The sequence below is a fragment of the Variovorax sp. GW460-12-1-14-LB1 genome (assembly GCF_059423605.1).
Genome location: NZ_JBWKYF010000014.1, coordinates 21343 through 34343, shown reverse-complemented (window position 1 = coordinate 34343; position 13001 = coordinate 21343). Strand labels below are relative to the sequence as shown.

General features: G+C 69.3%; 12 protein-coding genes and 2 riboswitches. Of the genes, 6 read left to right on the top strand and 6 right to left on the bottom strand.

All coding sequences use genetic code 11. The annotated features are described in order from the left end of the window. Positions 1 to 4: 4 nt before the first annotated feature. On the bottom strand, positions 5 to 895 hold the full coding sequence (rfbD, locus tag AC07Y4_RS09860) for a dTDP-4-dehydrorhamnose reductase (RefSeq protein ID WP_307582809.1): 891 nt from the start codon (positions 893 to 895) through the stop codon (positions 5 to 7). Continuing rightward, a complete protein-coding gene (gene rfbB, locus AC07Y4_RS09855) occupies positions 892 to 1971 on the bottom strand; it encodes a dTDP-glucose 4,6-dehydratase (protein ID WP_492686379.1) in 1080 nt (359 codons plus the stop codon). The genes rfbD and rfbB overlap by 4 nt, the downstream gene beginning before the upstream one ends. 118 nt (positions 1972 to 2089) lie before the next feature. Further along, positions 2090 to 2180, top strand: a riboswitch (glycine riboswitch). A 44-nt stretch (positions 2181 to 2224) separates the two neighbouring features. After that, a riboswitch (glycine riboswitch) is annotated at positions 2225 to 2331 on the top strand. 91 nt (positions 2332 to 2422) lie between these two features. Here rfbB and AC07Y4_RS09850 point away from each other — a divergent pair. Beyond that, positions 2423 to 3730, top strand: coding sequence for a D-amino acid dehydrogenase (locus tag AC07Y4_RS09850; protein ID WP_369644831.1), 1308 nt, complete (start codon positions 2423 to 2425; stop codon positions 3728 to 3730). A gap of 19 nt (positions 3731 to 3749) precedes the next feature. Here AC07Y4_RS09850 and AC07Y4_RS09845 read toward each other — a convergent pair whose 3' ends face one another. From AC07Y4_RS09845 to AC07Y4_RS09830, 4 genes are all read right to left on the bottom strand, one after another. Further along, positions 3750 to 5165: an RtcB family protein gene (locus tag AC07Y4_RS09845; protein ID WP_495274448.1), complete on the bottom strand. Its 1416-nt coding sequence runs from the start codon at positions 5163 to 5165 to the stop codon at positions 3750 to 3752. A gap of 214 nt (positions 5166 to 5379) precedes the next feature. Next, entirely contained in the window at positions 5380 to 6660 is a 1281-nt protein-coding gene (locus tag AC07Y4_RS09840) for an FIST signal transduction protein (protein ID WP_492740975.1), read from the bottom strand. Between the two features lie 49 nt (positions 6661 to 6709). Then, entirely contained in the window at positions 6710 to 7510 is an 801-nt protein-coding gene (locus AC07Y4_RS09835; protein ID WP_495274447.1) for a PhaM family polyhydroxyalkanoate granule multifunctional regulatory protein, read from the bottom strand. A 64-nt stretch (positions 7511 to 7574) separates the two neighbouring features. Next, positions 7575 to 8996 carry an aminotransferase-like domain-containing protein gene (locus AC07Y4_RS09830; protein WP_095747421.1) on the bottom strand — a complete coding sequence of 474 codons (1422 nt, stop codon included), beginning with the start codon at positions 8994 to 8996 and terminating at the stop codon, positions 7575 to 7577. A 130-nt stretch (positions 8997 to 9126) separates the two neighbouring features. Between AC07Y4_RS09830 and AC07Y4_RS09825 the strand changes: the two genes are divergently transcribed. From AC07Y4_RS09825 to AC07Y4_RS09805, 5 genes are read left to right on the top strand one after another with little or no spacing between them, the layout of a single operon-like run. Beyond that, positions 9127 to 9726: a LysE family translocator gene (locus tag AC07Y4_RS09825; RefSeq protein ID WP_495274446.1), complete on the top strand. Its 600-nt coding sequence runs from the start codon at positions 9127 to 9129 to the stop codon at positions 9724 to 9726. Next, positions 9723 to 10679 (top strand): DMT family transporter, encoded by a 957-nt coding sequence (locus AC07Y4_RS09820; protein ID WP_495274445.1) that lies wholly within the window; start codon positions 9723 to 9725, stop codon positions 10677 to 10679. Before AC07Y4_RS09825 ends, AC07Y4_RS09820 begins: the two co-directional genes overlap by 4 nt. Positions 10680 to 10690: 11 nt before the next feature. Then, positions 10691 to 11098, top strand: coding sequence for a VOC family protein (locus AC07Y4_RS09815; protein ID WP_495274468.1), 408 nt, complete (start codon positions 10691 to 10693; stop codon positions 11096 to 11098). A 49-nt stretch (positions 11099 to 11147) separates the two neighbouring features. Then, positions 11148 to 12335, top strand: coding sequence for an aminotransferase-like domain-containing protein (locus AC07Y4_RS09810; protein ID WP_070060271.1), 1188 nt, complete (start codon positions 11148 to 11150; stop codon positions 12333 to 12335). 14 nt (positions 12336 to 12349) lie between these two features. Next, on the top strand, positions 12350 to 12997 hold the full coding sequence (locus AC07Y4_RS09805) for a DJ-1/PfpI family protein (protein ID WP_495274444.1): 648 nt from the start codon (positions 12350 to 12352) through the stop codon (positions 12995 to 12997). The last annotated feature ends 4 nt before the right edge of the window (positions 12998 to 13001 follow it).

Genomic DNA, 13001 nt, shown 5'->3' with positions numbered 1-13001 from the left:
TCGGTCAGAGCGTCTCGCGCAGCATGCGTGCCACGCCTTCCTGCCAGGGCGGCAGTCGCAGGCCGAAGGTGGTCTGCAGCTTGGTGGTGTCGAGCCGCGAGTTGTGCGGGCGCTTCGCGGGCGTCGGAAAGGCGCTGGTGGGCACGGCCTCCACGGCCTGCGGGCCGGCCTTGAGTTCGACGCCGGCCTGCTGCGCCATCTCGAGCACGAAGCGCGCGTAGCCGTGCCACGTGGTCTCGCCGCCGGCGATGGCGTGGTACAGGCCGGCCTTGGTCGGGTCTTGCAAGGTGGCGCGGATGGCGTGCGCGGTGATGTCGGCCAGCAGCTCGGCACCGGTCGGGGCGCCGAACTGGTCGTCGATGACCGTGAGCTTGTCGCGCTCCTTGGCCAGCCGCAGCATGGTCTTGGCGAAGTTGCCGCCGCGTGCGGCGTACACCCAGCTGGTGCGAAAGATCAGGTGCTTCGCGCAATGCTGCGCCACCAACTGCTCGCCTTCGAGCTTGGTCTGGCCGTACACGCTGAGCGGGCCGGTCGCGTCGTCTTCTTTCCAGGGTCGGGTGCCGCTGCCGTCGAAGACATAGTCGGTGGAGTAATGCACCATCAGCGCACCAATCTGCTGCGCGGCCTCCGCCACCACGCCGGGCGAGGTGGCGTTGAGCTTGCGCGCGAAGTCGGGCTCGCTCTCGGCCTTGTCGACGGCGGTGTGCGCGGCGGCATTGACGATGACGTCGGGGCGCACAGCCAGCACGGTTGCAGCCAGCTGCTCGGGACGGCTGAAGTCGGCGTGGAAGTCGGTGCTGTCGAAGTCCAGGGCGACCAGTTCGCCGAGCGGCGCGAGGCTGCGCTGCAACTCCCAGCCGACCTGTCCACCCTTGCCGAGCAGCAGCAACTTCATGCGGAAGCCTTTGCAGGTGCGGCGTCGTACTGCTTCTCGACCCATTCGCGGTAGGCGCCACTTTGCACGTTGCGCACCCACTCGCCGTTGGCGAGGTACCACTGGACGGTCTTGCGGATGCCGGTATCGAAGGTCTCGGCGGGCTTCCAGCCGAGTTCGCGCTCGAGCTTGCGTGCATCGATGGCGTAGCGGCGGTCGTGGCCCGGGCGGTCCGTGACGTAGGTGATCTGTTCCTTGTACGGCTTGCCGTCGGCGCGGGGGCTCAGTTCGTCGAGCAGCGCGCACACGGTGTTGACGATCTCGATGTTGGGCTTCTCGTTCCAGCCGCCGACGTTGTAGGTCTCGCCGAGCTTGCCGGCCTCGAGCACGCGGCGGATGGCGCTGCAGTGGTCCTTCACGTAGAGCCAGTCGCGCACCTGCATGCCGTCGCCGTACACGGGCAGGTTCTTGCCGGCCAGTGCGTTGACGATCATCAGCGGGATCAGCTTCTCGGGGAAGTGGAACGGGCCGTAGTTGTTCGAGCAGTTGGTGGTGACCACCGGCAGGCCGTAGGTGTGGTGCCAGGCGCGCACGAGGTGGTCGCTCGCGGCCTTGCTGGCCGAGTACGGGCTGTTGGGCTCGTACTTGTTCTCTTCGGTGAAGGCCGGGTCGGTCTTGGAGAGCGAGCCGTAGACCTCGTCGGTCGACACATGCAGGAAGCGGAAGGCCGCCTTCTGGTCGGCCGGCAGGGCGTTCCAGTAGCCGCGCACCGATTCGAGCAGGCGGAAGGTGCCGAGCACGTTGGTCTGCACGAAGTCTTCCGGACCGTGGATCGAACGATCCACGTGCGATTCCGCGGCAAAGTTCACGACGGCACGGGGTTTGTGCTCGGCCAGCAGGCGATCGAGCAGCGCGCTGTCGCCGATGTCGCCCTGCACGAAGACATGGTTCGCGTTGCCCTTGAGCGACGCCAGGGTCTCCAGGTTGCCCGCGTAGGTCAGCTTGTCGAGGTTCACGACGGGCTCGTTGCCCTGCGCGATCCAGTCGAGCACGAAATTGGCGCCAATGAAGCCTGCGCCGCCGGTAACCAGGATCATGGAGTCCCCTGCATGTAGAAAAAAGTTTGCTTTACCAAAAATCAACATTCAATTATCCCATCGGTGTGAAGTGCCGATGTACAGGGCTTGGCCGGCTTGCGGGGCCCGCCTACAATCGCCAACAATTGCAGGAGAGCGGGCCTCCACGGAGGCCCTACCGAAGGCGCAAACTCCCATAAACGCTCAGGTCGGCCCGACGAAATTCCAGGCAACGCCCAGGAACTTCGGCAAGGGGTCAGTACTGCACTCATCGATACAGCCGTCTGGAGAGCCGCCACGCCATGTGGCGCACCGAAGGAGCAAACCCGCTGCGGGTGCAGCAGGGTGAATCTCTCAGGTACCGAGGACAGGGGGAGCGGCAACTTGGACATCGGTCGTCCGGTTGCTTGCTATTTTTTCAATAGCACTCCACGCCCGCCGTTCAAGCGCTGCAAACTCAAAGGTACTTGCAATGCGTGTGATCGTTCTTGGCGCCGGCCTGCTCGGCGTGACTTCGGCCTATTACCTCCAGCAACTCGGCCACGAGGTGACCGTGATCGACCGGCAGGCCACCCCGGCCGCCGAAACCAGCTTCGCCAACGGCGGCCAGATCTCGGTCAGCCATGCCGAGCCGTGGGCCAATCCGAGCGCGCCGCTGAAGGTGCTGCAATGGCTCGGCAAGGAAGATGCGCCGCTGCTGTTCCGCATCCGCGCCGACATGCGCCAGTGGCTCTGGGGCCTGCAGTTTTTGCGCGAATGCACCCCCGCCCGCACCCGCCACAACATCGAACAGATCGTTCGTCTCGGTACATACAGCCGGGAAATGTTGCAGCAATTGCGTCGAGACACCGGCCTGAACTATGACCAGCGCACGCAAGGCATCCTGCACTTCTACACAACGCAAAAAGAATTCGACGGCGCCCTCGCGCCCGCCGAGCAGATGCGTGCCCTGGGCTGCGAGCGGCTGGTCATCTCGGCCGACGAGGCCATCAGGATCGAACCCGCCCTCGCCCACATCCGCCCCCAACTCGCTGGCGCCACCTACACCGCCGAAGACGAATCGGGCGACGCCAACCGCTTCGCGCGCGAGCTCGTGAAGCTGGCCGAGGCGGCCGGCGTGAAGTTCCTCATGAGCCACACGGTGACCGCGCTGCGCGAAGCCGGCGGCAGCATCGACCACGTCGAGGCGACCGACAACGAAGGCCGCTTCCAGCGCATCCGCGGCGATGCCTTCGTGCTCGCGATGGGTTCGCTGAGTCCGTTGTACGCCGCGCCGCTGGGCATCCGCCTGCCGATCTACCCCGCCAAGGGCTACTCGGTGACGCTCCCCGTCAAGGACGCATCGAAGGCGCATCAGGTCTCGCTGACCGACGACGAATACAAGCTGGTGTTCTCGCGCTACACCTCCGAGTCGGGCGACCGCCTGCGCATCGCCGGCACGGCCGAGCTCAACGGCTACGACCGCGACCTGAACCGCGTGCGCTGCGAAGCCATCGTGCGGCGCGTCGAAGAACTCTTCCCCGGCGCCGGCGACACCGAGCGCGCGCAGTTCTGGACCGGCCTGCGCCCGGCCACGCCGAGCAACGTGCCGTTGATCGGCAAGACCAAGTTGCCGAACCTGTTCCTCAACACCGGCCACGGCACGCTCGGCTGGACGCACGCCTGCGGCTCGGGCAAGTCGATCGCGCGCATCGTGAGCGGGCTGGCGCCCGAGGTCGACTTCGCGTTCGCCGGCATGCCGGCGCCCGCGCCACGCGCCGTGCAGCCCGCACTGGGCTGACACGACACGCGCCCTCGGGTCACGCCTTGAACGTGACCCAGGGCTTGAGCCGCACGGCGCAGCGGATGAGCCCCGCGCTTTCCTGCGCCTCGATCACCGCGCCGATCGGCTTGTAGGCCTGCGGCGCCTCTTCGATGCGGCGCTCCTCGCGCAAGGTCACGCACTGCCAGCTGGCTTCCGCGCCGCCGGGTGCAGGCCGCATCGCGCGCACCTCCTGCCGACGCATGCGCCGGCCGGCACCATGGCTGCACGACCACAGCCAGTCTTCATGCCCCAGCCCGGTCGCGAGGTACGAGTGATCGCCCATCGACCCGGGGATCAGCGCCAGATCGCCCGCGTGCGCCGGCGTCGCGCCCTTGCGGTGGATGTTCATGCCGTGCTCGCGCAGCACCACGTTGTGCGGCACGTCGACCACGAGCGTCGACGCCGTGGCACCCAGCAGCTCGGCGAAGTCCTTGCGCACCAGCTCGGCCAGCACGACGCGATTGGCCCACGCATAGCGCGCGGCCACGCCCATGGCTTCCAGGTACTCCTGCGCCAGCGGCCCGGCCAGCCCGTACAGCCCGCTCTTCGGATGGCGCAGGCCCTGCGGCCACTCGGCCCGCGCGCGGTCCATCCAGCGGCCGCCGACATGGAACCCGATGTCGCGCGAGCCACTGTGGATCATCACCACGACCTCGCCGGCCTTGAGCCCCGCGCGGTACGCCGCGTGCCGGTCCATCACCTGGTCGACCACCTGCAACTCGACGAAGTGGTTGCCGCTGCCGGGCGTGCCCAGGCACGGATCGCGGAACACCTCGTGGCGCGCGCCGGTGTAGGCCGACGGTGCGTGCCGCGACTGCCCGCCGAAGCTCGCCAGGCCGATGCACGCGCCGATCTCGGCCTGCAGCCGGTCGCGGTCGCAGGTCGCCCAGAGCCCCTCGTTGCGCACGGCGTCCAGGAACGCGGCCGGCCCTTCGTCGAACAGCGCGCGAAACGCCGCCGTGTGCACCGGCACGTCGCGCCCGTTGTCGAGCAGGCTGCGCGTGAGCCGCGCGAGCAGCTGCGTCTTGTGCGGCGCCACCTGGTCCAGCGTGAGGCCGGTGGTCAGCAGGCGCATGCCGCAATTGATGTCCGTGCCGACCGCGGCGGGGATCACGAAGTCGCCATCGGTGGCGACGACGCTGCCCACCGGCGCGACCGAGCCCGGATGAAAGTCCGGCGTCGCGCAGGCCTTGCACACGCCGTGCGCGCCGTCGGGCGAGCGCACGCTGGCAAAGGCCAGCAGCTGGTTCACGGCTTTTTCTTCCAGCGGCAGGCTCTGCGGCAGAAGCACGGTCGCCTGCGCGGCTTCGTTGCGCAGGTGATAGATGCCGTCGCGGTAGTCGACGACGATGTGGGCGCGCGAAAAGGCGCGCTGAAGTCTCGAAAAATGACTGTGGGTAGGGCTGCCCATGGCTGCAATTCCATTCGGAGAAACCGTGTCGGTTTCCGTGCCCCGTCACATCGCGTGGCGGGGCGAAAGAGATCGACCGCGTGCCTCGGGGCGCGCGGATCACTCTTTCTTGCAGCAGCAGAGATTCAAGAAAGCGGGCGGATTCTAGCGACGCGAACCGCCTGCGAAAACAACGCGCAGGCGCACGCGTCGTTTTTTCCCGTCAGTCAGCCAGTCAGTCCGGCGCGGTGAACACCGTCAGCACGCCGGTGTAGCCGTACAGGTGATGGCGCGCGATCTCGCCGGCGGCGAAGAAGCCGACCAATGGCACATCGCCCAGCGCATGCCGCACGATCTGCAGCTCGGCACCCGGTGCGCCGAAGTGCGGGCCGCCGCGTCCCGAGCAGCTCACGTACACCGCGCCCGCGATGCGCCGCGCCGGATGCGGCGCGGCCTCGGCCTCGCCCGCCGCCACGGCGCGCGCGGTGGCCAGCGTCTGCTCTTCGGGCTCGAGCTCTTCGCGGATCTCGGCGCAGATGCGCATCAGGTCGGCGCGCGCCGCCTGCGCATTGCGGCGGCAGAAACTCAGCCGCATGCCGGCCTCGGCGTTGTCGGCAATGGCGATGCCGCGCCGCGTCGGATCGAGGCCGATGATGTGGCGCACCAGCACGTCGGCGCCCAGGTCGCCGGTGCGGCGGATGCCGTCGCTGCCCGCGTCGGCCAGGCCGACCAGCGTGTTGCGCACGGCGTCGATGGCTTCCTGCGGCCGGTCGAGCGACACCTGCAGGTCGGCCAGCAGCACATCGAGCGCCGGCTCGCCGTCGAGCGACAGCAGCAGGTTGCCGTCGGCCTCGGTGATCTCGCGCTCGCGCGCGCCGCCGGTGCGCAGCGGCTGGCAGCCCTGCGTGACGCGCGACACCAGCCGCACGCCCTCGCCGAACACCACGCCCGACAAGCCGCCCGAGAACACGCCACCCGCCGCACCGTGGCCGCGGATGTTGCCGTTGCCGCCGACCGCGAACTGCAGCGCCCCGCCGCGGCCGGACGAGAGCCCGCCGAACAGGTAGCCGGTGTCGGTGCGGCCCGCCATCTCGCCGATGAGCTCGCCCAGGTCAGGCGTGGCCGGGTCGGCGTGCACGAGCGCGGTGTGCGCCTCGAAGCCGCTCATTTCGGAGCTGCCCAGCGGCGCCACGCCCGAGAACACGCGGTACTGGTCGCTGGGCAGCGCGCACAGCATCAGGCTCAGGCCGGGCTCGTCGAAGTACTCGGCGTTGTTGGCCGACACGCCGATGCCGACGGTGCCCGACCAGTCGGTGACCTCGGGCAGCTCGGCGCCCAGGTGATCGAGGATCTCCTGCGCCTCGGCCGCGTAGTGGTCAGTGATGTAGAGCAGCCCGAGCGTCGGGTTCGACGCGTAGTCGGGCAGCGCCATCTGGGCGCGCAACTGGGCCAGCACGAGGCCGGCGGCCATGCGCCATTGCGGGTGGGTGGCATGGCCGGTGGGAAACAGTTTCATGGTGCGTACCGACCCGTGCGTCGTCGTCTGGAAAGGTGTCTGTAAGACGTCAGCGCCGGCCGGAGGTTCGCTTGCGCGCGGCGGTGGACGTGGTTTTCTTGCGCGCGGCGGGTGCCGGCGCGGCTTTTTTCGCTGCAGCCTTCTTCGCGGCGGTCTTGGCGGCCGGCTTGCGTGCCGCCGTCGCCTTGCCGATGACCTGCCCCACGGCGTCGGCCAGCGGCTGCGCCATGGCCGGCACCTTGAGTTGCGCCGCGTCCTGCAGCGCGGTGCTCGCGATCTGCTGGAACTGCTCGGTGAGCGAGCCCCACCATTGCATCGGGTCGACCACGCCGGCGGCGCCGTTGGACGCTGCGGGCTTGGCGCGCGATGTCTTCTTCGGCGCCGGGGTTTCCTCTTCTTCCACCTCCTGCGCTTCTTCCTCGGCCTCGTCGAACTCTTCTTCCTCTTCCTCGACGGGCTCCGGCTCGGGCCGGGGTGCGGCGGCCGGGGCGGGAGCCGGTGCAGGCGCCGGCGCCATGGCCGCAGCCTGCTTGGTGAACGCGCTGGCGATGTCTTCCATCCGCACGTTCATGCCGCGAAGGGTCGACAGCGTCATCTTCTGCACCTCGAGCGCCTGGATGGTCGCCTTGAGCGCGTGGCCGTTCTGTTCGAGCCAGTACTGGACGGTCTTGAGTTCCTGGATGCGCTTGTCGACCTCTTCGACGCTCATGGTGGGCGCGACCCAACTCGCCAGGCTGGGGATGCCGGGCACCGAGCCGGAGCCCGCGGCGGCACCGCCGGCGAGGTTCTTCAGGAAGTCGAATCCGGGGACGAACTGGCTGAAGTCGAAGGGTTTGCTGGCGTTGCTCATGCGGGAGGTCTCCTGGCTGGGTTTTCTTGTGCTGCCAGCTTACTCCAAGCCCTTTGCAAGCGAATCAGAGCTCGTCCCTGACCCGGCTGAAAACCTTCCAGAAATTCGCGTCCTGCGAGGTCGCGAAGTTGATCCGCATCATCGTGCTCGGCGGGCGGCGCGCATGGAACAGCGAGCCCGGCGCCAGCAGGTAGCCCTGGTCGAGCATGCGTTGCGTGAGCGCGTCGGTGTCCACGCCCGTGTCGACCCAGCCGAACAGCCCCGCGGGCTCCGAGGCGAAGGTGCAGCCATGCGACATGGCCAGCTTCACCGCGCGGCCGCGCGCGCCGTCCAGGCGGATGCGCACGCGCTCCGAATGGCGGCGCAGCTGGCCCTGGTCGATGCACCACGACAGCGCCCGCTCGAACAGCGTGGGCGAGGTCAGCGTGGCCAGCAGCTTGGTCTCGAGCAGCCGCTCTTTCAGCGCGGGCGAGGCGGCCAGGAAGCCGATGCGCCAGTTGGGCGCCAGGATCTTCGCGAAGCCGCTGACGTAGATGGTGCGCTGCAGCCCGTCGAGCGCGCTCAGGCGCGTGGCGTGCTCGGGCGCGAGGTGGCTGTAGGTGTCGTCCTCGACGATGTGGAAGTCGTGCTCGTTGGCCAGCTTGAGCACGCGGTGCGCGCTGCCCGGCGTGAGGCTGTAGCCGGTCGGGTTGTGCAGCACGCTCACGCTGACGAACAGCTTGGGGCTGTGCAGCTTGCAGTACTGCGCCATCACGTCCAGGTCGGGCCCGTCGGCACGGCGCGGCACGGGCAGGATGCGCATGCCCAGCGCTTCGAGCCGCGCAAACTCCAGCGCCCAACCGGGCTCCTCGACCATCACCGGATCGCCCGCGCGCAGCAGCGTGCGGCTCACGATGTCCAGCGCATGCGTGGCGCCGATGGTGGTCACGATCTGGTCCGGCCCGGCCGGCACGTTGATGCGCACCAGCTTCTGCGACAGGCTGCGGCGCAGCGCGAGGTCGCCCGAGGGCTCGCCATATTGAAGCGATAGTTCCTGCAGCGCCGAGGTGGTGGTCACGCGGCGCACCGCGGTCGCCAGGAAGGTCGAGGCCATCCAGTCGGGCGGGAACACGCCCATGCCCGGCTGCGGCTTGTCGCTCGGGCGGTGGAACATGCTGCGGATCAGCGAGCTGGCGTCGGCCGGCACGCGCGAGGCCATCATCGGCGGGACCACGGGCACGGCATGCGCCGGGTTGCGCGAACCCTCGGGCGCCGGCGCGGCGTCGCGCACGTAGAAGCCGCGCTGGCGGCGCGCTTCGACGAGGCCTTGCGCGAGCAGCTGGTCGTAGGCGGCGACCACGGTGTACGGGCTCACGCCCTGCTGGCGCGCGCATTCGCGCACCGAGGGCAGGCGCGCGCCGGGGGCCAGCAGCCGGTTGCGGATGCGCTCGGCGAGGCGGTCGGCCAGCTGCCCGGTCAGGGACTGGGTGGAGGTTCGGGTCAGCATCGGATCGGGCTGCATCGCACAGAGAGCGAGAAAAGGGCGGCGTGTGTCGAAGGAATGACCAATACAGATTTCAGATTTGTTCGATCATCTGTACTGGAACTGTAATGGTCCAAAGTTTAGAGTCTGTGACATGAACTGGCAAGAATTCACCGCGCTGCTGGTGCTGGCCACGGCGATGAGCTTCTCGCCCGGACCCAACACCACGCTCTCCACCGCCCTCGCGGCCAACGGCGGCCTGCCGCGCGCCATGCGCTTCGTGGTCGCGGTGCCGGTGGGCTGGACCTTGCTGCTCGCCATCTGCGCGGCCGGCCTCGGCGCCCTGGTGGTGGCCATGCCGCCGCTGCGCCTGGCGATCAAGGGCCTGGGCATCGCCTACCTGCTGTGGCTGGCCTACAAGCTCAGCGGCAGCGCCCAGCTCGGCAAGGCCGACAACGCACGCCTCTCGGTCGGCTTCGGGCAAGGCGTGATGCTGCAGTTCGTGAACATCAAGGCCTGGCTGCTGGCGCTCACGCTGGTGGCGGGCTGGATCGCCGGCCAGCCCGACGCGCTCGCGCGCTTCGCCATCGTCGCGCCCGTGATGCTGACCTACGCCTTCACCAGCAACTTCGCCTATGCGCTGGTCGGCGCGCTGCTGCGCGAGTGGCTGGCCAAGGGCCGGCGCCTGCTGTGGTTCAACCGCGTGATGGGCCTCATCCTGGTCTTGACGGCCTGGTGGATGGTGGGCGTATGAAGCTCGCCCTCAAGGACGAAACGCTGGGCATGTGGCTCGGGGTGGTCGGCGTGGCGCTGTTCGCCATCACGCTGCCGATGACGCGGCTGGCCACGGGCACGCAAGAGGCGCCGCAGCTGTCGCCGTGGTTCGTCACGCTCGGGCGCGCGGCGCTGGCGGGCGTGCTGTCGGCCATCTTCCTGCTGGTCACGCGCTCGCCGCGTCCGGCGTCGCACCAGTGGAAGCCGCTGGGCATGGCGGTGCTGGGCAACGCGATCGGCTTTCCGCTCTTGCTGGCCTTTGCCCTGCGCGTGGTCACGGCCAGCCACGCGGCGGTGGTGACGGCGCTGCTGCCGCTGGTCACCGCCGCGGTCGCGGCCTGGGTGCTGCACCAGCGCGCGCGGCTGGGCTTCTGGCTCTGCGCCATCGCGGGCAGCCTGCTGGTGGTGGTGTTCTCGGTGCTGCGCGCGCAGCAGAGCGGCCACGGCTTCGGTTTCGGTTTCGAATGGGCCGACCTGCTGCTGGTCGGCGCGGTCGTCGCGGCCTCGGTCGGCTACATCTACGGCGCGCAGGTCACGCCGTCGCTGGGCGCCGAGCGCGTGATCTGCTGGGTCTGCGTGATGGCGCTGCCCGTGACGCTCCCGGCCACGATCGCCCTGTGGCCGCAGCAGCCCGTGGCCGCCTCGGCCTGGGTCGGCTTCACCTACGTGGGCATGTTCTCGATGTGGATCGGCTTCTTCGCCTGGTACCGCGGCCTGGCCCTGGGCGGCGCGCTGCGCGTGAGCCAGACGCAGCTGCTGCAGCCCTTCCTGTCGATCCTCGCGTCGATCCCGCTGCTGGGCGAACCGCTCGACCTGGTGACGCTGGGCTTCGCCGCCGCCGTGGTCGCCACGGTGGTCGCGGGCAAGCGGCTGTCGCAACCGGCAGCGCCTGCCGCCGTTCCACGCGGCGCCGAGCCGCAGGCCAGGAGCTGACGACCATGACGCTGTTCAGCCATGTCACCGTCGGCTGCACCGACCTGCCGCGCGCCGCAGCCTTCTACGACGCGGTGCTGACGCCGCTCGGCCTCATCCGCCGCCCCGTGACGCCCGACGGCGGCCCCGACGCCGCCTGCTGGATCGCGCCGGGCCAGACGCTGCCGCGCTTTTACGTGTACATCCCGCTGGACGGCGAACCCGCCAGCGCCGGCAACGGCAACATGGTCGCGTTCTGCGCGCCCTCGCCGCAGGCCGTTCATGCCGCCCACGAGGCGGCCCTGCGCCACGGTGGCCGCGACGAAGGCGCGCCCGGTCCCCGCCCCCGCTACGGGCAGGGCTATTACGGCGCCTACCTGCGCGACCCGGACGGCAACAAAATCCATGTCGTGCACCGTGGCGACATCCCGCCATCCTGACGACACACTCAGACTCACCTCTCATTCGCCAGAAAGAAGAAAGCCTCCCATGAACTGGAAACTCGCCGCCCGCGCCGCCAAGATGAATCCTTCGGTGCTGCGTGAAATCCTCAAGGTCACCGAGCGCCCCGGCATCATCAGCCTGGCCGGCGGCCTGCCCTCGCCCAAGACCTTCCCGATCCAGGAATTCGCCGACGCCTGCGCCGAAGTGCTGCACAACGACGGCCAGGCCGCGCTGCAGTACGCCGCCAGCGAAGGCTATGCGCCGCTGCGCCAGGCCGTGGCCGACATGCTGCCCTGGGACGTCGACGCTTCGCAGGTGCTCATCACCACCGGTTCGCAGCAGGGCCTCGATCTCGTGGCCAAGGTGCTGATCGATCCGGGCAGCAAGGTGCTGGTCGAGACGCCCACCTACCTGGGCGCGCTGCAGGCCTTCGGCCCGATGGAGCCGCACCCCGTGGGCGTGGCCAGCGACGACGACGGCGTGATCGTCGACGACCTCGTGAGCAAGGCGGCCGACGCGCGCTTCGTCTACCTGCTGCCCAACTTCCAGAACCCCACCGGCCGCACCATGACCGAGGCGCGCCGCGCGGCTGTCTCGGCCGCTGCAGCCGCCGCGAACCTGCCGATCGTCGAGGACAACCCCTACGGCGAGCTCTGGTTCGACGAAGCCCCGCCGCTGCCGCTGGCCGCGCGCAACCCCGAGGGCGTGATCTACCTGGGCTCGTTCTCCAAGGTGCTCGCCCCGGGCCTGCGCCTGGGCTTCCTGGTGGCGCCGAAAGCCATCTTCCCCAAGCTGCTGCAGGCCAAGCAGGCGGTCGACCTGCACACGCCGATCTTCACGCAGCGCATGGTCTCGGCCGTGATGAAGGACGGCTTCCTGGACCGCCACGTGCCCACCATCCGCGCGCTGTACAAGCGCCAGCGCGACGCCATGATCGCTGCGCTGCACCGCGAGATGGCCGGCCTGGACGTGAAGTTCAACGCCCCCAAGGGCGGCATGTTCCTGTGGGCGCGCCTGCCCGAGGGCATCGACACCGTGACCCTGCTGCCCAAGGCCGTGGAGCGCAACGTGGCCTTCGTGCCCGGCGCGCCGTTCTACGCGGGCGAAGGCGATCCGCGCACGCTGCGCCTGTCCTTCGTGACGGCCAGCGTCGAGGAGATCGACACCGCCATCGCCGCGCTCGCCGTCACGCTGCGCGAAGAGCTGGCGCTGCTGGCCCCCGCCCACGCCTGACAAGGCCGACGACGATGCACATCGCCATCCTCACCTTCGACGGCTTCAACGAGCTCGACTCGCTGGTCGCGCTCGGCGTGCTCAACCGCGTGAAGAAGTCGGGCTGGCGCGTGACGCTGGCCTCGCCCAGCGCCACCGTGACCTCGATGAACGGCGTCACGGTGCACGCCACCGCGACGCTCGAAGCGGCCTGCGAGGCGGGTGCCGTGATCGTCGGCAGCGGCATCCGCACGCGAAAGATCGCCGCCGACGCGGGCCTGATGGGCGTGCTGCGCGGGCTCGACCCGTCGCGCCAGCTCATTGGCGCGCAGTGCTCGGGCACGCTGCTGCTGGCCAAGCTCGGCCTGCTGGGCACGGTGCCCGCCTGCACCGACCTCACGACCAAGCCCTGGGTGCAGGAAGCCGGCGTCGAGGTGCTCAACCAGCCTTTCTTCGCGCAGGGCAACGTGGCGACCGCGGGCGGCTGCTTCTCGGCGCCCTACCTCGCGGCCTGGCTCATCGCGCGCACCGAAGGCCTCGAGGCCGCGAAGAGCGCGCTGCACTACGTCGCGCCGGTCGGCGAGAAAGACGACTACGTGGCGCGCGCGCTGCGCAACATCGAACCGTACCTGCAGGCGCAGCAGCCGGCCACGGCCGACGCCCTCTCCGCACAAGGACACTGAACAC